This window comes from Methylomonas sp. DH-1, from assembly GCF_046097555.1.
Classification (GTDB): Bacteria; Pseudomonadota; Gammaproteobacteria; order Methylococcales; family Methylomonadaceae; genus Methylomonas; species Methylomonas koyamae.
The window spans coordinates 3,989,334-4,007,572 of record NZ_CP143089.1 but is presented as its reverse complement, the minus strand read 5'-3'; the positions used below and the strand labels follow the sequence as shown (position 1 = coordinate 4,007,572).

The following is an 18,239-nucleotide window of genomic DNA, read 5'->3' as shown; positions in this document are numbered from 1 at the left end:
TTGGCGGAAGTGAGCCAGAGATTAGCCGATTTTGCACCAATTTGGAATCGGCAAGTTGAATTGACAGTGGCGCGCCGCTTCACGTATGATTCGCAGCCTTTTTATCCGTTATCAATCAGGGCAGTACCTCATGAAAAGAACATACCAACCCAGCAAAATCAAACGCGTCAGAACTCACGGTTTTCGCGCCCGGATGGCTACCGTCGGCGGCCGCAAAGTAATTAACGCGCGCAGAGCCAAAGGCCGCGCTTCGTTGACGGTTTAATTGTCGGCGGAAGGTTTTGGCTTTCCCGATCAGTATCGGCTAGGGACGCCCGCTGAGTATAAAAAAGTATTCGCCAACCCGGTAAAATCGACCGACAGGTATTTTACGGTATTGGCGGTAAGCAATTGCCTGGCCCATTCGCGTTTGGGCCTGGCCATCGCCAAAAAAACGATAAAAAAAGCAGTCGCACGGAACCGCATTAAAAGGGCTGCCAGGGAAAGTTTCAGATTGCAGCGTCAACACATCGTCGGCATTGATATTGTCGTTTTGGCGCGGGGCGACGCGGCTAGCGCAGCCTCGCCGATATTGAGGAAGTCATTGGAAAGGCATTGGCTGAAACTGGTAGAGCGATGCGATTCCTGCTCATAACCCTGATCAAGGTTTACAAATACTTCATAAGTCCTTTGCTGGGACCGAGATGTCGTTTTTATCCCAGCTGTTCAAGTTATGGCTTAGAGGCAATCCAGCTTCATGGTGCTTTCAAAGGCTCTTACCTCACGCTTCGCCGATTATTGAAATGCCACCCTTTTCACGAGGGCGGCATTGATCCTGTTCCGGAAAAATTGAGTAAATAACAATGGATAACATAAGATTTGTCTTGGTCATGGCGATGTTGATGATCTCCTACATGTTGTGGGAGTCTTGGCAGATCGATTACGGACCGAAGCCGCAAGCGATCATTTCCGACAAGCCCGTGATCGCGGGAGACGCGACGCCAGCTACAGCCGGACAGGCCGCCGAAACCGGGCAAAACGCCGCAAATCCAGCCGTTGTTCAAGCTCCTGCCGATAAAGTCATCAAAGTCAAAACCGACGTTTTCGCATTGGAAATCGATATCCAAGGCGGCACGTTGCGCAATCTCGATTTACTGAAATATCCCCACGAAAAAGTCAACACCGTTGTCGACAAGGCCTACGCCCTGATCGGCATGACGCCGCCGGAAAAAAATCTTAACCCGATCCGCCTGTTCGACAGCAATCCGGAAAGCCTCTACCTGGCGCAAAGCGGTTTGATCGCCAACGCCAATTCGGCGCCGGCTCCCGACCACAGAAGCGTGTTCAGTGCCGAAAAACACGAATACCAATTGGCGGAAGGCCAGGACGAATTGCGGATTCCGTTGACTTGGACCAACGACCAGGGTTTGACCGTCACCAAAACCTATACCTTCAAACGCGGTAACTATGCCATCGGTTTGGAGCAAAAGGTCAGCAACCGCACCGCCCAGGATTGGTCCGGCAAGCAATACAACCAGTTGCTGAGAACGCTGTACAGCGATAAAAGCAACAACAGCTTCATCAGAACCTTTTCCGGCGGCGTGGTTTACACCGAAAAGGACAAGTTCCAAAAAATCAAATTCGAGGACATGGCCGACGACAAATACGACGTCAAAGCCAAAGAAAACGTCCATAGCAAAGGCGGTTGGAGCGGTATCATCCAACACTATTTCGCTGCGGCCTGGATTCCGCCGGCCGATCAGGACGCCCAGTTCTACACCAACGATTTGAAGGATACCCGCTATCAAGTCGGCTCGCTGTCGCCGGATTTGATCGTGCCGGCCAACGGCGAAGCCTCGTTCAGCAGCCAATTGTTCGCCGGCCCGAAAATCCAGCCTGTGATGGAAGCCTTGGCGCCCGGCCTGGAATTGACCGTCGATTACAGCTGGCTGACGCCGATCGCCAAAGGCATTTACTGGCTGCTTAACCAAATCTACGGTTTCGTCGGCAACTGGGGCGTGGCGATTCTGGGCGTGACCTTCGTCATCAAAGCCTTGTTCTTCAAATTGTCCAAAGCCAGCTTCCAGTCGATGGCGAAAATGCGCAAGATTCAGCCGCGCCTGAAAGACTTGCAGGAGCGTTACGCCGACGACCGCCAGAAGTTCAACACCGAAATGATGGCAATGTACAAAAAGGAGAAGGTCAACCCGCTCGGCGGCTGTTTGCCTATCCTGGTGCAGATTCCGGTGTTCATTTCGCTGTATTGGGTATTGATCGAAACCGTCGAAGTGCGCCAGGCCGACTTTGCCTTGTGGATTCAGGACTTGTCGGCGCAAGACCCGTTCTACCTGTTGCCGATCCTGTACGGTATCACGATGAAGATTCAGCAAAGCTTGAATCCGGCGCCGATCGATCCGCTGCAAGCGCAGGTCATGAAAATGTTCCCTATCGTGTTCACCGTGTTCTTCCTGTTCTTCCCGTCCGGTTTGGTACTGTACTGGATTTGCAACAACAGCCTGTCGATCATTCAACAGTGGTACATCACCAAACACGTGCTGGAAGAGGATGCGCACAAGCATAGCGTAGTACCTTAATGCTAGACGGCGACACCATAGCCGCCATCGCCACGCCGCCGGGTAACGGCGGCGTCGGCGTCATCCGCATCTCCGGGCCTGCCGCGCCCGGCATCGCCGGCCAACTGACCGGCAAACCGCTCCCCCAACCCCGCTACGCCCAATTCGTATCCTTCCTGGAAGCCGACGGCCGCGCCATCGACAGCGGCCTGCTGCTGTATTTTTGCGCCCCAGCCTCGTTTACCGGCGAACACGTCGTCGAACTGCACGGCCACGGCGGCAGCGTCGTGTTGGATATGCTGCTGCGGCGGGTACTGGCACTGGGCGCCAGGCTGGCCGAGCCGGGCGAATTCAGCCGCCGCGCCTTCCTCAACGACAAAATCGATTTGGCCCAGGCCGAAGCGATTGCCGACCTGATTACCAGCAGCACCGAACAAGCCGTGCGCTCGGCGCAGCAATCGCTGCAAGGCGTGTTTTCCGAGAAAATCGCCGAACTGATCGACGAATTGATCGAGCTGCGGGTATTTATCGAAGCCGCCATCGATTTCGTCGACGAAGAAATCGACTTTCTCGGCGACGGCGTCGTTGCCGGTCGGATAGCACGTTTGCAAAGCCAGATCGGCGAAATCCGCCGCAGCGCCGAACAAGGCCGGCTGTTGCACGACGGCATGACTGTGGTGTTGGCCGGCAAACCCAACGCCGGCAAATCCAGCTTGTTGAACGCCCTGGCCGGCCACGATGCGGCCATCGTCACCGACATCGCCGGCACCACCCGCGACGTGCTGCGCGAGCGGATTCAACTGGACGGCATGCCGCTGCACGTGATCGATACCGCCGGCCTGCACGACAGCGACAATCCGGTCGAACAGGAGGGCATCCGCCGCGCCCGCCAGGAAATCGCCAAGGCGGACCGGGTGTTGCTGTTGATCGACAGCAGCGACGCCGCCGGTGCCGACTTGGATAGCGAGTTGCCGGCCGGTATCGCCGTGACCAAAGTGTTCAACAAAATCGACTTAGTCGGCGGCCAGCCTCGAATCGAGGACGGCCCGCAAGGTACCGAGATTCATTTGTCGGTTAAGCAAGGCCAGGGTTTGGATTTGTTGAAGCAACATCTGAAGCTCAGCATGGGCTTCAGCGAGGGCGCCGATAACGTTTACGTCGCCAGAGCCCGCCATATTCAAGCCCTGCAACTGGCCGCTCAGGCCGTGCAAAACGCCGCCGAACAATTGCAACACCAGGCCCACGAACTGGTCGCCGAAGAACTGCGCCAGGCCCAAACCAGCCTGGCGGCAATCACCGGAGAATTCAGCTCCGACGACCTATTGGGCGAGATTTTTTCCAGTTTTTGTATTGGAAAGTAATTGTTTTGCTTTCCGGTCCTTGCCGCAGACTACAACAAATCTGATTGACGAGTTTTAATTCCAATTTGGTATTGCCGAATTGGGCTCTAACTTCATAGAGCCTTATCGACCCTTTGCGGTAAATCTTTCGCAGTGATTCGATGGTAAGATCAGGCCGTTACCGGCCATTCTTTCTGATCACCGAATGATATGCAGATAGGAAAATCCTATTCTAACCAAATAGCTATCGTAAAAGTCAATCGTGTTTTGGTGATATACGGAATAAATAATGGGTTTTAAATTAAAATGAAGGGACGTATAACAGACATATTCCTTAGCAGGCTGGTGAAAAACCCACTGATATTTCCCCTTACCCACGGTTGCCGTGATTTTTTCGTGTTGAAATCGGTCATGACATCGAGTTTCAAGCGTTTTGCCCCTGTTTCAAGGGCTTTTTATTCGCCTGAAGCCGTCTGTGGACGGTTTTCAGGCGTACTTCACCCTAGGTGGGCGCACTCCACGCCGGTTTCGGCGTGAACACCAATAGGTTGAGCAAGCGCGTCAGGTTGTAGGCGGCGAAGCAAAACAAGGCTTGGCCAGCGACTTTGGCTAAGCCGATGTGACGGGTTTTGCGCAGGCCGCCGACCGTTTTGACCCAGCCAAAGGCTTCTTCGACGATTTTGCGGCGCTTGAGGCTTTGGGCGTAACCTTTGCCGCGCGCGGTGCGGCCATCGACGGCACTGCCGGTCTTTTTCCGGGCCACATGGGCTTTGATGTCTTGCGCCTTGAGTCCGTTGACGAAAGCCGGTTGGTCATAGCCTTTGTCGGCACCGACGCTACCGCCTTTGGGCACACGGCGTTTGATCATTGTTTGCGCGGCTTCGATTTCGGCGGTGCCGGTGGCTTGGGTGGTTTCGACATCGACAATCAGGCCGTTGCGATTCTCGGACAAGGCATGGGTGATGTAACGCAGTTTGGCCTCGGTGTATTCGCCTTTCTTGTAGAGCCGCGCTTCCGGGTCTGTCGTGCTTTGGTGGGTGGCGTTGCTGCGCTTTTCGCCGCTGAAGTCGACCTCGGGATTGCGGCCGGCGGGTTTGTCCGGGCCGCTGCCGTCTTTCTTAACGAAGCTTTTGTGCGAGGCCCAGGCTTCAATGAGGCTGCCGTCGACACTGAAGTGTTCGTCGGACACCAGGTTTTGCCATTCGGCTATGGCCAGTACCCGCTCAAAAAATTCGCGACTCAGCGCTTCGGACAGCAGCCGTTCGCGGTTGGCGCTGAACACGCTGCGTTCCCAGACAGCATCGTCGATGCCCAGACCGACAAACCAGCGAAACAGCAGGTTGTAGTCCAGCTGTTCCATCAACTGGCGTTCGCTACGAACGGTGTACAGCACTTGCAACAGCAAGGCGCGCAGCAGTTTTTCGGGCGCAATCGACGGGCGGCCAGTGTGCGAGTAACGCTCGGCAAAGACGGCATTCATAGAGGTCAATACGCCATCGACGAGTAGACGTAAACGACGCAACGGATGCTGTTTGGGAATACGTTCTTCCAGGCTAACGTAGCTGAACCAGCTACTTTGAATGGCATCGTGTCCGCGCATTGAAAGGCTCCAAATTTAGGTAGCCTATTTTAACAGTTGGCGGCTCATCTATGCCTTAGCCTACTTGGCTTTTCGAGTTTTTCACCAGCCTGTTAGGTGCTTGGATTCCTACATCAACCCAAAAATTGAGAACCGGGTTATCTATGGTGCATTAATATCTGGTATCAGTTTAATACTGGCTCCAAATCTACTAGATCTTTTGGGCAACATTTCCATCAAGTCAGAAAACTATGAAATAAATATAAAAAACAACCAGTTTGATGATGTCGGGATTGTCTTAGGTTTCATGCTTATTCTAATCTCGTCATTGACACTTTACATTTTTAAAATACACAAGCGGCCGGAATTTGTTATTGAGAGTGATTCACCAACTGCAAAACTGTGGGAAAAATATGGTTACTCTTTTCAGGGTAAAACGCTGATCAACCCTTTGCTACTCAAGGATTTGGTTGGTTGGGTTTCTGATACCGGAAGGCAAATAGTTTCAATCGATATATCGGGGTCGAATTCCAGCAATAGGTATTTGGGTGAGATCTTAGTGCGCGAATTTGAAGGAAAAAGATTTGTGGAAGTGGAGGAAGTTGAAAGCAGAGAGGTATTTGGTTATGAATATCTCGGCACATCGGAATCTGGTATTCATGTGGTTCATGCTTATCACCAAACGACTGGTTCTGCTACATTTAATTGGGTATTGTTATTACAGATCGAAGAAAGCAGTGTTCTTGAATATGAAGATAGTAATCCCAAAAAAGAGAGAACACCGATACTAAAACTGGTTGGCAGACTTAGCCTTGGAGACCGGTATAACGGAAAGGTCTCAATGGAGCGCGGCACTATACGCATAAGCAAAGATGACAGCCCTATGCCAGATCACGTGATTAATTCAAGTAAACATATTCTAGTAAAATGAACGCCAAAATTACCAAACGGCTGAAACTCGTAAACTTAGCCCCGTAGGCCGGAATAAGCGCAAGCGTTTCCGGCAAATCTAAATAGTCAGAAACACCTGTCGGCGTAGTTTTCCCCCTTGAATATGCCGGCCTACGAATTTCGCCGACAATATTCCCGCCGCTGCAAACCTTCATTCCCCCGCATTTCTTCCCCCCGCCGCATAAACCAAGGCCGCTGCCGATTTCAGCAAGCCGGCCCGGCTGTCGATTTCGGTGTAGCGGGCGCGGGCTAAATCCTTTTGTGCCGACAATAATTCGATCACGGTGGAGAAACCGTGGTTGTACGATTCCTGGGTGGCCGCGAACGACTCTTCGGCGGCGCGCAACAGCGCCAAGGCGAATTCGCGTTTTTCCAGCGCGGTTTTGGTGTCGGCATAGGCCTGCCAGATGTCGCGCATGATGGCCAGGCGCAAGCTTTCGACTTCGGCCTGGCTGGCCTGTTGTTTGGCTTCGGCTTCCCTGACCGCGCTGCTGCGCTCGAAACCGTCGAACAATTTCCATTCCAGATTCAGCATGGCGCTGCCGACCAAGTCGTCGGCCGCATAGTTTTGCCGGCTGGCCGGCCGGGTATGGACGTCGCCCCAATACTGGTTGCCGACGTTGCCCTTCACCGACAGTTTGGGCCAGAACTCGGCGCGGGCTTTTTTGACTTCGGCTTCGCGGGCGCGCAATTCGGCCAGTTGCGCCATCAGGTCGGGCCGTTGCGCCAAGGCGTCGTCGACGATGTTTTCGACCGACGCCGCCAATTTGTCAGGCAGCGCCACCTGGCTCAAATCAGCCAGTTGTAGGGTTTGCGCCGGCGAAATGCCGATGTTGGCGGCCAGCTCGGCCCGAATCTGGGTCACCGAACCGCGCGCGTCCTGCAAATCGTAATTGGCCTTGGCTTGTTCCTGAATCGCCAACAACAGGTCGGGACGGGTGGCAAAGCCGCGTTGCAGTTTGGCTTTGACGGCCGCGGCGTTGGTTTCCGCGGCCGCAAACGTCTGCTGGGCGGCATTGACTTTGGCCAGCATCGCCTGGTAACTGAAAAAGCTGGTCGCGACCCGGTAAGCGATTTGCTGGTGTTTGCGCGTCAACGCGAATTGCGCCGCATCCAAACGTTGCAGGCTGGCATCGACCAAGGCTTCGCGGCGGCCGAAATCGAACAGGGTCCAGGCCAGTTCCAGGCCGGCGAAGCTGCCGTAGCCGTGGCTGACCAGCGCGCTTTCCGGGATCGGAATGCTGGTTTTGAAATACTGGCCGAAGGCCAACGCGGTCAGCATCGGGTACCAAGCGCTACGTTGTTTATCGACGCGGGCGGCGGCGGCTTTGGCCTCTGCCCAACTTTGCCGGGTTTCCGGATGGGTCTGCAAGGCCAGATCGACCAGGGCCGGCAAATCGTAGCTTTGCCCAGGTTTCGGCGTCGCGGCTTCAGCGTCGGGCGCCATGGCGGACGTTGCGGCCTTGGCCTCCCGGTACTCCGCCCAACTCACGCTAGGCGGCGGCGTAGAGGCGGCAGGCGCCGCTTCGCTGCGCAACGGCGCTGGCGGCGCGCAGGCCGCTAACGGCAATGCCAAAGCCAGGGCGGCAAACCTCAGGTCGGGCCGTAACCAAGCTCGGCGCGGCTGGCGCGGCCGCGGAGCGTTTGCCAGCCACGCGTTGCGTAAAAATAGCGTCATCAAGGCAGGTCTTCTCCAGAAGAAAATGCTGATATAGTAACGTAGTCGCCTAACCAAATTGGTGCAACAAATTGACAACAGGCAGCAAATAATAAGCTTGTCCGATCGGGGTTAGAATAGTCCTGCATCGGCTTCGCGTCGGATATTGCGCGGACGCCGGTTGTGCACCCAGCCCGTAACGTCTGCCGGATAGGCAGCGGCCGCGGGCCGTATCGATTTTCCGCTATTTCCGGAGGCCTCCATGAAGCCGATTGCAACCCAGCCCAAAGCGGCCGCACTCCTTGCCGCGGCGTTATTCGTGACCGGCTGCGATCCGATGTTGAGCCTGCAAGGCTCGTTCTGGCCGGCCTGGATCGTCTGCATCATGGCCGGATTGGCCGCCAGCATGCTGCTGATGTGGCAATTGGTCCGCCTGCGGCTGGCGCCGCATCTGGGGCCGCCGCTGCTGGTTGCGCCGAGTTTGTGGGCCTTGTGCACCTTCAGCATTTGGTTGTTGTTTTATTCTCGCTAGGATTTCGATGGAAACTCCGCAAAATCCCGATCTTCCGCAACGCCGGGTTCTGATCGGCCGCATCCTCGGCATTTTGATCGTACTCGGTGCGATTGTCACCGGCAGCATGGTCTGGCGCATCAATTACCAGCATCCGCGCACCAACGATGCGATGGTGCGCGCCAACATCGTCGGCATCACCGCCGAAGTCAGCGGCCGCATCACCGAATTGCACGTCGAAGATAACCAGTTCGTGCGCAAGGGCGAGTTGCTCTACGTCATCGATCCGCGGCCTTACCAGGCCAAGCTGGACCGGGCCAAGGCCGAATTATTGTTGGCGGAAAAAGACGTCGAATCGCGACGGGCGTCCGGCAGCTCGGCGCAAAGCGCGGTCGAACGCCTGCGCCACCAACGCGCGGCGGCGGCGGCCGAGATCAAACGCATAGCCGCCGAGGACGAGTATCTGCACCACCGTTTGCAGGAACTGGAACCGCTGGCCGACAAACAATACGTGACCGGCGACCAACTGCGTCAGGCCCGTTCCCGGCTGGATGCGTCGCGCGCCGAATTGGCCGACGCCGTGGCCAAAGAGCAGGCGGTGGCCAGCGCGATTGCGGAAGCCGAGAGCGAAAGCAGCCGCGCCCAATCGTTGATCGCCCAGGTCGGCGATATCAACGCCCGGGTCGAAGCGGCCAAGGCCCAAGTCACCGCCGCCCAACTGGATTTGGAATATTGTTTCGTGCGGGCGCCGTTCGACGCCTACGTCACCAATTTAAACACCCGCGAAGGCGAATATGCCAAGGCCGGCAGCCAGTTGTTCGCCTTGGTCGACGACCGCCACTGGTATGCGATTGCCGACTTCAAGGAAACCTATTTGCAGGCTATCCAGCCCGGCCAGGAGGCCGAAGTGTTTCTGGTCGGTTATTCCGGCAAGCGCTTTCGCGGCGTCGTCACCGGCATCGGTTGGGCCAATTCGCCGGACAACGTCAAACAGCAAGGCGTGTTGCCGGAGGTGCAGCGCAGCTTGAATTGGGTGATGTTGGCGTCGCGGTTTCCGGTGCGGATCGAAATCCTCGACCGAGACCCGGCGCGGCCGTTGCGAATGGGCATGACCGCCTTCGTCACGGTGCTGGACCGCCCGGCGGCTAGCGATAGCCAAGCCGCGCCAGTGCCGCGATGAAGCCACACGACGGCCATTCCGGCCATAGCCGGTTTTGGTTCGGTACCGGTCTGGCGCAATTTCTCAGCGCCGAACTGAAAGACTTTCCCGGCCGCCGAGTCGCTGCGGCCCGCTTGTTTGCAGTAACCCTGATCATCGCGCTGGCTAGCCAGACCTTGCACATCCCGCCGTTGGGGGCACTTTCGATTCTGGTCTGCCTCAGTTACGACGCCTACGCCAACGCCGGCCAATCGTTGGCGTTCGGTTTACGCCAGTTGTATTACCTGTTCGTTACCGTGCTGATCGCGGTATTGACTTTGGTGCTGGCCGGCAACGATCCCTGGCTGCTGCTAAGCCTGTCGTTCGTGATTATGGCGCTGGCCTTGTTTCATGCCCGCCTGATCGCCTGGCCGACCGGCATTGCGTTGTGGTATTCAATCCCGGTGCTGTACAGCCCGGCCGCGCCGGACGCCGCCATCCACAGTGCTTTGTGGAATATCCCGATCATCGGCGTGCTCGGGTTGGGCACTTGGACTCTGGTGCATCTGAGCATCAAACCGCAGGACCCGCGCCGATTGTTAGTCGCAGGTCTTGCCGAGGAACTGGCCGCGGTGGCCGCGATATTCGGCGGCCGTCTGGCCGATGCCGGCGTCGCCGGGCAGCAAAAACCGCCGCACAAGCCGGCGGCCGGCGGCCATTTCGCCAAGCTGAGAGCGCTGCTCGGCCATGCCGAACTGCTGCATCCGGCCATGCGCCGGCAGCACGACACCTATCTGGCCTTGTTGTTGGAGATCGACGGTCTGCGCCAGTTGGCGGCCTGGCTGGATCAAAGCCTCACGGCCGATTATCGCGCCCAACCGCTCAGCCCGGAAAAATTGGCGGTGTATCTGGCGTTGCAAAACGCTTGCGTTGGGCTGCGACATAGCTTGGCGGCGGCGACCGGTTCCGGCGCCAATCCCGACGCAGTCGCGCTCGACGAAGCCATATTGGCCGGCTATTCCCAAGCCGGCCAGCCGTCGGTGATGACCGCTTTCTGGCGCGCATTGCAACGGATAGCGGTATTGGCCGGCCAATTGCAGCGCGACCAAGCCGATACCGGCCGCAAAACCGCCGAAATAGGCGACGAGGCGATGGCGCAATGGCGGCCGGCCTGGCTCGATTACCCATTTTGGGCCGAGCACGCCGACAGCTTGCAATACGGCATCAAATTCTCGCTGGGCGCGATTCTGTGCATGCTGATCGTGCAAGCTTTGGACTGGCCGGATATCAACACCGCGATCCCGACTTGCCTGGTCGCGGCGCAGACCAGTCTCGGCGCCGATTATCGGCTGTCGTTGTTGCGCATCTCCGGCGCCGCTATCGGCGGGCTGTGCGCCTATGTTTACGTGTTGGTGTTGCAAGCGCAGTTCGATACCGTGATCGGTTTTACCTTGGCGACGACGCCGTTTTGGGCGCTGGCGGCCTGGATCACCGCCGGCAGCGACCGCATCGCTTATCTGGGCCGCCAGCTCGGTTTTTCCTTTGCCTTGTTCGTATTGCACGATTTCGGCGCCGTCACCGATTTGTATCTGCCGCGCGATAGGGTCATCGGCATTTTGCTGGGCTTGCTGGTGATGGGCGTGCTCGATTATGCGCTGTGGCCGCGGCGCTCGTCGGTATTAGCGCGCCGGCATTGCATCGGCGCATTGCGCACCTTGGCCAAATTCACGGTGCGCCTGCCCGATCCCGGCCATCTGATCAGTTATACGCTGCCGCTACGCTTGGCGGCGGAAAAGGATTTGGCCGCAGCGCAGGATCTGCTGGCCCACGCCGTGTTGGAACCGGACGCCCGTCTGCCGGACAAGCTGCGCGAGCGCGCGGCATTGCGGGCCATTATTCGCGATGCGGAGCGCTTGTCGTCTTTATTGCAGATCAGAAAACGCTACCGCTTGTTGAGCGGCCAGCAATTCGGCCGGTTTCCGGAGCAACTGCAGCAGCACAGCCTCGGTTTCGATGCGGCGCTGGCGCAGGCGCTGGAGCAGACTGCGCAGATATTGCAAGGCGAGCGGCACGATAGCGCCAAACAGGCGGCGCAACGCCAAGCCCAGCTCAAGCAAAGCTATGTCGAGCATCATCGGATCGACAGCTTGCCGGCCGATTGGGTGCTGGAATGGGAACTGCGCTTTATGCTGGACGAGCAAATCACGGAGTTGCTGGGCAGTATCCAAACTTCGGCATTGAATGCATTGCCCTAGTCGCTTCGGCTAACAGTGGCGCGCGAGAAAGCCATCGATATCGCATAACACCGCCAAGGCTTGGCTAATGGCAGTTTCCGAGTCCGCGTTCCTTCTCACGTAGACGTCCCAGCAGGTGTAATCGAAGATGATTTCTCCCGGATCGGACGTACTGCTGTCGTCGATATCCTCCAGGAACAGTTCGTACTTATCGAATCCGGTGGCGGCGTAAAGTTTCGGCATCAGCGAATCCAAGACTTCGAATGGCGCATTCACGCACTTGATCGCGCAGATGTCGTGAAATGTCCAGCCGGATGAATGTAACTTAGCTTTTAGCTCGTTTTCGGTAATTATGGCCATGGTGCGATATGGATTGTCTCGAGTGGTGAAAAGGCCGGCAGCGTCAGAAGCTGCCGGTTTTTAGCGATAAACATGCGCTGTAAGTGCCCTGCTAGCAAGCGAGAAGCAAAATCAATGCCCGATTCGAATGACCTGTAATCCGCGGCTTCGACTTAATATCCCGGCGGCACTTGGTTGATTTCGCCTGCGGGATTGCCCGGGCCGGTGCATATTCACCATGCCTGGAGCGGTAAGGTTCTGGAAAACGCGTTCGGCAAAGCCGCCTTAAACTCGCCGGTTTGGGTGTATATTGCCTGTACGCGAATGGGCGCAGACGCTAACGAGGTGACGCTATGCTGGATACCATGAGAAAGCCGTTTTTTGCCGTCGCGCTGGTGCTGCTGGCGCTGGCGTTTTTTATCGACATCGGCGCGTCGTTTCTGGATTTTGCTAAAGCCGACGGGCAAAAATCCCTGGGCGATCTGGCGCGGCCGGGGCTGGGCATTCGCTACTTGGCCCTGATCGACGGCCTGCTGCTGTACACGGTGGGTTTGATCGGCGTGTCGCTGTTGGTGCCGGAACGCATCCACGGCCGGATTCAAGGGATCGCAACCTTCATCGTCGGTCTGCTCAGTTTGATCGCATCGATTGGGATGATTATGTCCGCTATCGCTTTGTTGGGGGTCATGGTATCGCTGCTGTTGGCGGTGCCGTTCGGCACCGCGCTGTATTTCGCCGGATTCGCCGATTTTGCCAAGGCCGCGGCGGCCTCCACCCTGGCGCTGATCATGCTGTTGAAGCTGGGTTTTTGCGGATTTCTGGTCGCTGCCCAACAGCAATTCCTACAGAACAAGGGCTTGGTGCTGTTGATACTGACTGCGTTGCTGGCGAATTTCCTGGTCACGTTCCTGCACGGCCTGGTGCCGAGTTTTTTGGTCAGCATCACCGATTGCATCGCCGCGCTGGTGATCGGTGTGCTGGGTGCGATCTGGAGCCTGGTGTTGCTGATCGGTTCGCTGCCGGCCATCGTCAAGGCTTTGCGGGTGGACCGGGCGCTGGCCTGAGCTTATTCCAAGGCTAAGCGCGCGGTTTGCCCATCGCTGCAGGTTTCGCAGGTCAGCGTCAAATTGGCGCCTTTAGCCAACACCGGCGCTTTGAAATGCTGCGGATCGCGGGCCGGTTTCCAACATAGCGGTTCTTCCCACTTCGAATCGGCTTCGTTCAATTCGAATTTGACCCGGACTCGGACCGGCGCCGAATTTTGCGGACAAGCCTCCCCGGCGTCGACCGGAATCAACAATTGGTAATTGTTGGCGCCGCGCAGATGCAAGGTTCTGCGTTCGGCTTTGGCCGGGGAGATTTTGATCAGACAGGACGAGCCGGCGCTGAGCGACAACGTACCGCCGTCGCGCCGGCAATGGTTATCCAACGCCTGAATTTCGGCCGGTTTGACCGCCGGCGCCAACGGCGCCAGCAGGTCGTCCATCCCACTTAGCCAACTGTCCTTACTTAGGCGCGAGGCTTCCCGGTTTTGCGAACGCGCATCGGCCGGTTTGTCGTTGGCTCGCGGGCGAAACCCCAAAGCCAACGCCAGCGCAAACAGGCACAGCAACAAAACCAAGCCAATAATCACGCCTTTGTTCTGCTCCATCGATCGAGACTCCGAAATTCAATCCGTTTTACTGTTCCGCCGGTTCGATGCCGCGCGGCATGATTTTGAAGATTTGCTTTTGTTTGGTCATCAACTTGGTCAAATCCCGGTCCCAGATAATCACCGGCCGAGTCGGCTTGGTCGCCACGGTCAATGTGATCGGCGTACCTTTGTCGACCGCCTGGCCGGGTGCAGGGTTTTGATCGATCACGGTTTGCTCCGGTTTGGCATCGGTCGGTTGCGATTTGGCTTCGCCGAGCGCCAGGTTGTTGTTGGACAGGGTTTGCGCGGCGGCAAGCAGCGTTTTGCCTCTCAGGTCCGGCACGGCGATGCCGGGAAAGCTCAACACCACGGATACCGTCGTTTCCGCTTCGGCCGGCGTACCCGCCGACGGTGCTTGATCCAGCACGATGGGATCGCGCTTGCTCGGATCGAATTTGAAGCTGGTTTCGAATTTACTGAGGCCGGCCTGCTTCAGACGTTGCTGAGCTTCGTCCCAAATCATGCCTTTCAAATCCGGCACTTTGGCTTTTTCGACCACCGGACCGCTGTCGTCGGGCTTCATTATCAGCCAAACCGCTACGCCGACCGTCAACAGCACCACCAGCACCAACGCCACAATCCACCAGGGGAACGGTTTGGGCGGGGGCGGTGGGGCCACCGCGTTTTGGATTTGCAAATAAACCGGTTCGCCGTCCTTGAAGTCGTCGTCCGGCCTGTCCACCGAAAACACCTGCAAATGGAAGCTGTATTTGCCGTCGGCAACCGATTTCGGGACTTGAAAATTGACCGAGACTTCCTCGGTCGCGCTCGGCGCCAGTTTCCAGTCGGTGGAAATGGCGCCGGCGGTAGGTTTGGCGTTGGCCCCGGCCTGAATCGAGTTGAACCACTTTTCGTCCGCGCCGCTGCCGGCGACGATCCGGGCTTTGAGCAGCAATTGCCGGTCGTTGTAGGCATTGGTGACGAAAAACTTGCAACTGCCGTTGCCGTTGCTGTCGCAACCCACCTTGTCTGACGCTTGTTTGATACTGACGATTGCGGTCATTGTAGTTATCTCCACTGATGTTGATGTAAAGCGAATAAGGCCCGGCCGTTGCCAACATCGGCGCGGCGGGCAGATTCAAGCGCGTTTCCCCGATTGCGGCATCAGGCGTCGCCGTCGGCGACAAAACAGACTTCGCTGGTCGCATAAGCCGGCTTTTCCTGGTCCACTATCCTTTCGATCAAGCCGCGGTGCGGGCGTAACCGCTCCGGCGCCAACACGCACAAATGAAACGGCCGCACGCTGCCGTCAGCGGTTGCGTTTTCCCGCAATTCGAAGCCGGCGTCGCCGGTCGCGGTTTGTAAAAACAATTTCAGGCCGTAGGCGGTGCCGCGCCATTTCGACAGCAAGGTGGCCGACGCGATCAGTTCGCGCAAGCGCTCGAAGCCGGTGGAAATCGGCGCTGCGCCGTTCGGGCGGCCGGCGGCGGACAACGGCGCCAGCCGGTCCAGATCGACCCAAGCGGCCAGCATCGGCACGAAACGTTCGTCGGCCAGATACGGGTTGAAGCAGGTTTCGACGTTTGCCAGCATCGCTTCGGCCGGCGCATGCAGCGCTTCCATGATCTCCAGAATGGCGAACAGCGGCGTCTGCGGCGCCAGGCCGCGCTGGAATATGCCCGGCAGCAGGCGTTCAATCGCTTGGCGTTTCATCTTCGCTGACCACTTCGAGTGCGTGGGCGCCGGAACACAGCAACCAATTACACGGCACGGTGACGATGTCGGGAAAGCTGTCGGCGGAACAATTGCGGAAGTCGCCGGCCGCACCGCGCAGATAAAGCCCTTCTACGCCGCCGCACATTAACGGCGCTTTGCCGGGCGCTGCGGCAATCGCATCGACAGCCTGGAACCGGCCCACATCGCGCACCGGCAAGCCGCATTTGGCGTCAGGCGCTTTCCAGGTGGGCGCGGCGGAATTGGTGTTCAGGCTCAATACCCCCAGGCGCTGGCTGGCGGCGAATACTTCTTCGCCGACGAAGGCGAGGCCGTTGCAACTGCCGGCTTGCCAGCCGGCCTGAAAGCCTTTCCAGCCTTCGTTGTTATCGCTGGTACCGGTCAGCCGCCAACGGAAGCAGCCTTTGCCGGGGTCTGTCCCCGGTGCGCCGATCCCGGCCCACAAATAGCTATGTCCGCCCTGGTTTTGCACCGCCAGCAGCCGGACCAGCTCGCCTTTCAAGCCGATGGCGCTGAAGCTGCCGGAGCGGCCGCCGTTGTTCGACAGGTAAATGCCGCGGTTATTGCCGGCCGCCAGCGCCACGTTGACCAAGCCCGACGGGTCGGCGGAGACGGTGACGGCATATAACGGAATTTCGTTGTCCTCGGTATCGAACTGAACCGGTTTCGGACCCGCCGCCGGGTCCCACGGCACGCCAAGTTCGAATAAGCCCTTCTCGGTGGCCAGCAACAGCGCCAGTTTGGCGTCGCGCTCGATCCAGGCCATGTCTTCCACCAAAAAATTGGTTTGCACATAATCCAGCCAGCTTTCGCCGCAGTCGAGCGAGACCCTGACCCGGCTGGCGCCGGCGCTGCCGGGCAGGCGCGAACTGATTGCCAGCAAGCCGGCGTGGTTCGGATCGGCGCCGGCTTCTTTCGGCCAGGCCTTGATCGCGTCGATTTTTTCGCCGGCAAACGCTTCGATCAATTCCCAGCCCTCGCCGTCGTTCGACGAGCGGAACAGCCCGGCCGGCGTTGCCGAATACCAGGTTTTGCTCTGGAAGGCGTCGGCGCACAGCGCGCCGACATCGGCATTAGGGGCATGTTCGACCGACAGCCGCACGTCGTTGACCGATTTGACGCCGGGGTCGTCGCCCAGGATTTTGTATACGTCGAACACGCGCAGCGGCTGGCCGAACGGCCAGGGTTGCGCCGAGTTGGCTTCTATCGGGTTGATGCCGCGGTACAGTTTGCGCAGCAGGCGGTCTTTTAAGTTTTGCGGATCTTCCTCGCGGTGGGTGACGATTTGCGCCCGCACCGTGGCGTTTTTGTAGCGCGCCCAACTGACTTGGCATTCGGTACCCAGCGGCCGGCGTTCGGCCAGTGCGTTTTGAATCCGCAGCCGGGCTTCCTCGCTTTCCAACGCATAGAGTTGTTCGGCGGTCAGCGGCGCGCTGTAGTCGTCCGGCGCCGGCAGGTTGGGCACGATCAAGACTTCGACGGTACCGGGCCGGGCGTGGCTCCAGATGTCGGCGCGGGTAAAGGCTTTGGCCCGGTTGGCCGCGCCGGAGCAATGCACCGCCAGCAAAGCGTAATCGCGCGCCGTGACCACCCGTTCCAGCGAGTGGATTTGTTGCGGGCCGCGGATCAACGCGTTTTCCAAAGTTTCGGCGGCTTTACCGCCGGCAGCGGGTTCCGGGTTGGTCACCACAATGCCGACGATGGGATCTTTCAGCGTGTTCAACGTGTTCGCCGCCAGATTGCCCTCGGCGCCGCCGCCGCGCCGGTACCAAAGCCGGATTTCCCGGCCGGCCGGCGGAATTTGCGCCAGGGTTTGCAGCGGCGTCATGCCGCCGGCCGGATCGGGCAGGCGCAGCGCCGGCGTAAACATGATTTTCCCGGTCAAGCGGTCGACCAGATAAACCCGGCCGTCCGAACCCGGATTGGCGAAGTTCTCGGCTTCGCGCCAGACGATGTAGGATTTGCCGTCGTACTCCAGCGCCGAGGTGTGGTCTTCGATTTCGTCCGGCCCGGCCTCCACGGCCACCACCAGATCCAGGCCGTCGCGGTTCGGAGCGACGATGGGCGGCCGTTTGGCACTGACGAAAAAGCCCGGCAGGCCGCTGCTTTTGCCGGCCAATTCGCCGCGCACCCAGTCGCAGTGGTAGGCGAGACTTTCGGTGTTGGTGCTGCCGGCCGGAATCGTCACCGCCTCGCTGGTGGTGAAAATCGGCGGTTCCCGGCCGGAGCCGGCGCGGCCCAAGGTCACTCGCACGCCTTTCGGGATTTCCACGGCGTGGCCCAACGGTTTCGGGATCGAAAACACCAATTTGGTGACCGCGGCGGCGGGCGGCTGCAAACATACGCCGATCAGATTCAAAAACTCGATATAAGCCTTTTCCGGCAAGCGGTTCAAGCGGTAGATCATCACCTCGGTCAGATGGGCAAAGGCTTCCAGCAGCACCATGCCCGGGTCGCTCGGACTCAGATCGGTCCAATCCGGGCATTGCTGGCGGATGCGGTCGCGGGCTTCCTGCAGTAAATCGGCGAAGCGGCGGTCGTCGAGGTTGGGCGGTGTCAAGTAAGTCATGA

The 18,239-nt window shown here is 58.2% G+C and carries 17 protein-coding genes; 10 read left to right on the top strand and 7 right to left on the bottom strand.

All coding sequences use genetic code 11. From position 1 onward, the window contains the following. Positions 1 to 130 precede the first annotated feature (130 nt). The 5 genes from rpmH to mnmE are packed head-to-tail and all read left to right on the top strand — an operon-like array spanning position 131 to position 3,913. Positions 131 to 265: a 50S ribosomal protein L34 gene (gene rpmH, locus VXJ35_RS18310; RefSeq protein ID WP_054763660.1), complete on the top strand. Its 135-nt coding sequence runs from the start codon at positions 131 to 133 to the stop codon at positions 263 to 265. After that, a complete protein-coding gene (gene rnpA / locus VXJ35_RS18305) occupies positions 266 to 634 on the top strand; it encodes a ribonuclease P protein component (RefSeq protein WP_054763659.1) in 369 nt (122 codons plus the stop codon). It begins immediately after the preceding gene. Then, the gene (gene yidD, locus VXJ35_RS18300; protein WP_082410012.1) at positions 616 to 840 is read left to right on the top strand and encodes a membrane protein insertion efficiency factor YidD; all 225 of its coding nucleotides are present in this window, start codon (positions 616 to 618) and stop codon (positions 838 to 840) included. Before rnpA ends, yidD begins: the two co-directional genes overlap by 19 nt. A 2-nt stretch (positions 841 to 842) precedes the next feature. After that, on the top strand, positions 843 to 2,573 hold the full coding sequence (gene yidC / locus VXJ35_RS18295; RefSeq protein WP_064022675.1) for a membrane protein insertase YidC: 1,731 nt from the start codon (positions 843 to 845) through the stop codon (positions 2,571 to 2,573). Continuing rightward, entirely contained in the window at positions 2,573 to 3,913 is a 1,341-nt protein-coding gene (gene mnmE / locus VXJ35_RS18290; RefSeq protein ID WP_064022674.1) for a tRNA uridine-5-carboxymethylaminomethyl(34) synthesis GTPase MnmE, read from the top strand. The genes yidC and mnmE overlap by 1 nt, the downstream gene beginning before the upstream one ends. Before the next feature lie 481 nt (positions 3,914 to 4,394). On the opposite strand, the gene VXJ35_RS18285 is transcribed toward mnmE, so the two are convergent. Next, entirely contained in the window at positions 4,395 to 5,492 is a 1,098-nt protein-coding gene (locus VXJ35_RS18285) for an IS5 family transposase (RefSeq protein WP_064019980.1), read from the bottom strand. A 100-nt stretch (positions 5,493 to 5,592) separates the two neighbouring features. Between VXJ35_RS18285 and VXJ35_RS18280 the strand changes: the two genes are divergently transcribed. Next, positions 5,593 to 6,402, top strand: a complete 810-nt coding sequence (locus tag VXJ35_RS18280; protein WP_157198228.1) for a hypothetical protein — start codon at positions 5,593 to 5,595, stop codon at positions 6,400 to 6,402. Between the two features lie 171 nt (positions 6,403 to 6,573). Here the strand turns inward: VXJ35_RS18280 and VXJ35_RS18275 are convergent, their stop codons facing one another. Then, entirely contained in the window at positions 6,574 to 8,100 is a 1,527-nt protein-coding gene (locus VXJ35_RS18275; protein WP_231914779.1) for a TolC family protein, read from the bottom strand. A gap of 241 nt (positions 8,101 to 8,341) precedes the next feature. Between VXJ35_RS18275 and VXJ35_RS18270 the strand changes: the two genes are divergently transcribed. From VXJ35_RS18270 to VXJ35_RS18260, 3 genes are read left to right on the top strand one after another with little or no spacing between them, the layout of a single operon-like run. Beyond that, complete coding sequence (locus VXJ35_RS18270) at positions 8,342 to 8,611, top strand: YtcA family lipoprotein (RefSeq protein WP_064022670.1); 270 nt, start codon at positions 8,342 to 8,344, stop codon at positions 8,609 to 8,611. Positions 8,612 to 8,618: 7 nt separating this feature from the next. Further along, a complete protein-coding gene (locus tag VXJ35_RS18265) occupies positions 8,619 to 9,770 on the top strand; it encodes an HlyD family efflux transporter periplasmic adaptor subunit (RefSeq protein WP_064022669.1) in 1,152 nt (383 codons plus the stop codon). Beyond that, positions 9,767 to 11,983, top strand: coding sequence for an FUSC family protein (locus tag VXJ35_RS18260; protein ID WP_064022668.1), 2,217 nt, complete (start codon positions 9,767 to 9,769; stop codon positions 11,981 to 11,983). The genes VXJ35_RS18265 and VXJ35_RS18260 overlap by 4 nt, the downstream gene beginning before the upstream one ends. Before the next feature lie 9 nt (positions 11,984 to 11,992). On the opposite strand, the gene VXJ35_RS18255 is transcribed toward VXJ35_RS18260, so the two are convergent. Next, positions 11,993 to 12,322: a hypothetical protein gene (locus VXJ35_RS18255; RefSeq protein ID WP_064022667.1), complete on the bottom strand. Its 330-nt coding sequence runs from the start codon at positions 12,320 to 12,322 to the stop codon at positions 11,993 to 11,995. A 332-nt stretch (positions 12,323 to 12,654) separates the two neighbouring features. Here VXJ35_RS18255 and VXJ35_RS18250 point away from each other — a divergent pair, with 332 nt between their 5' ends. Continuing rightward, complete coding sequence (locus VXJ35_RS18250) at positions 12,655 to 13,365, top strand: hypothetical protein (protein WP_064022666.1); 711 nt, start codon at positions 12,655 to 12,657, stop codon at positions 13,363 to 13,365. A 2-nt stretch (positions 13,366 to 13,367) separates the two neighbouring features. Here VXJ35_RS18250 and VXJ35_RS18245 read toward each other — a convergent pair whose 3' ends face one another. From VXJ35_RS18245 to VXJ35_RS18230, 4 genes are all read right to left on the bottom strand, one after another. Further along, positions 13,368 to 13,952, bottom strand: a complete 585-nt coding sequence (locus tag VXJ35_RS18245; RefSeq protein WP_064022665.1) for a hypothetical protein — start codon at positions 13,950 to 13,952, stop codon at positions 13,368 to 13,370. Positions 13,953 to 13,980: 28 nt separating this feature from the next. Continuing rightward, positions 13,981 to 14,997 (bottom strand): PASTA domain-containing protein, encoded by a 1,017-nt coding sequence (locus VXJ35_RS18240; RefSeq protein WP_064022664.1) that lies wholly within the window; start codon positions 14,995 to 14,997, stop codon positions 13,981 to 13,983. Between the two features lie 101 nt (positions 14,998 to 15,098). Beyond that, positions 15,099 to 15,647 carry a phage tail protein gene (locus VXJ35_RS18235; protein ID WP_064022663.1) on the bottom strand — a complete coding sequence of 183 codons (549 nt, stop codon included), beginning with the start codon at positions 15,645 to 15,647 and terminating at the stop codon, positions 15,099 to 15,101. Then, positions 15,628 to 18,237, bottom strand: a complete 2,610-nt coding sequence (locus tag VXJ35_RS18230; RefSeq protein WP_064022662.1) for a baseplate J/gp47 family protein — start codon at positions 18,235 to 18,237, stop codon at positions 15,628 to 15,630. The genes VXJ35_RS18235 and VXJ35_RS18230 overlap by 20 nt, the downstream gene beginning before the upstream one ends. Positions 18,238 to 18,239: the final 2 nt, after the last annotated feature.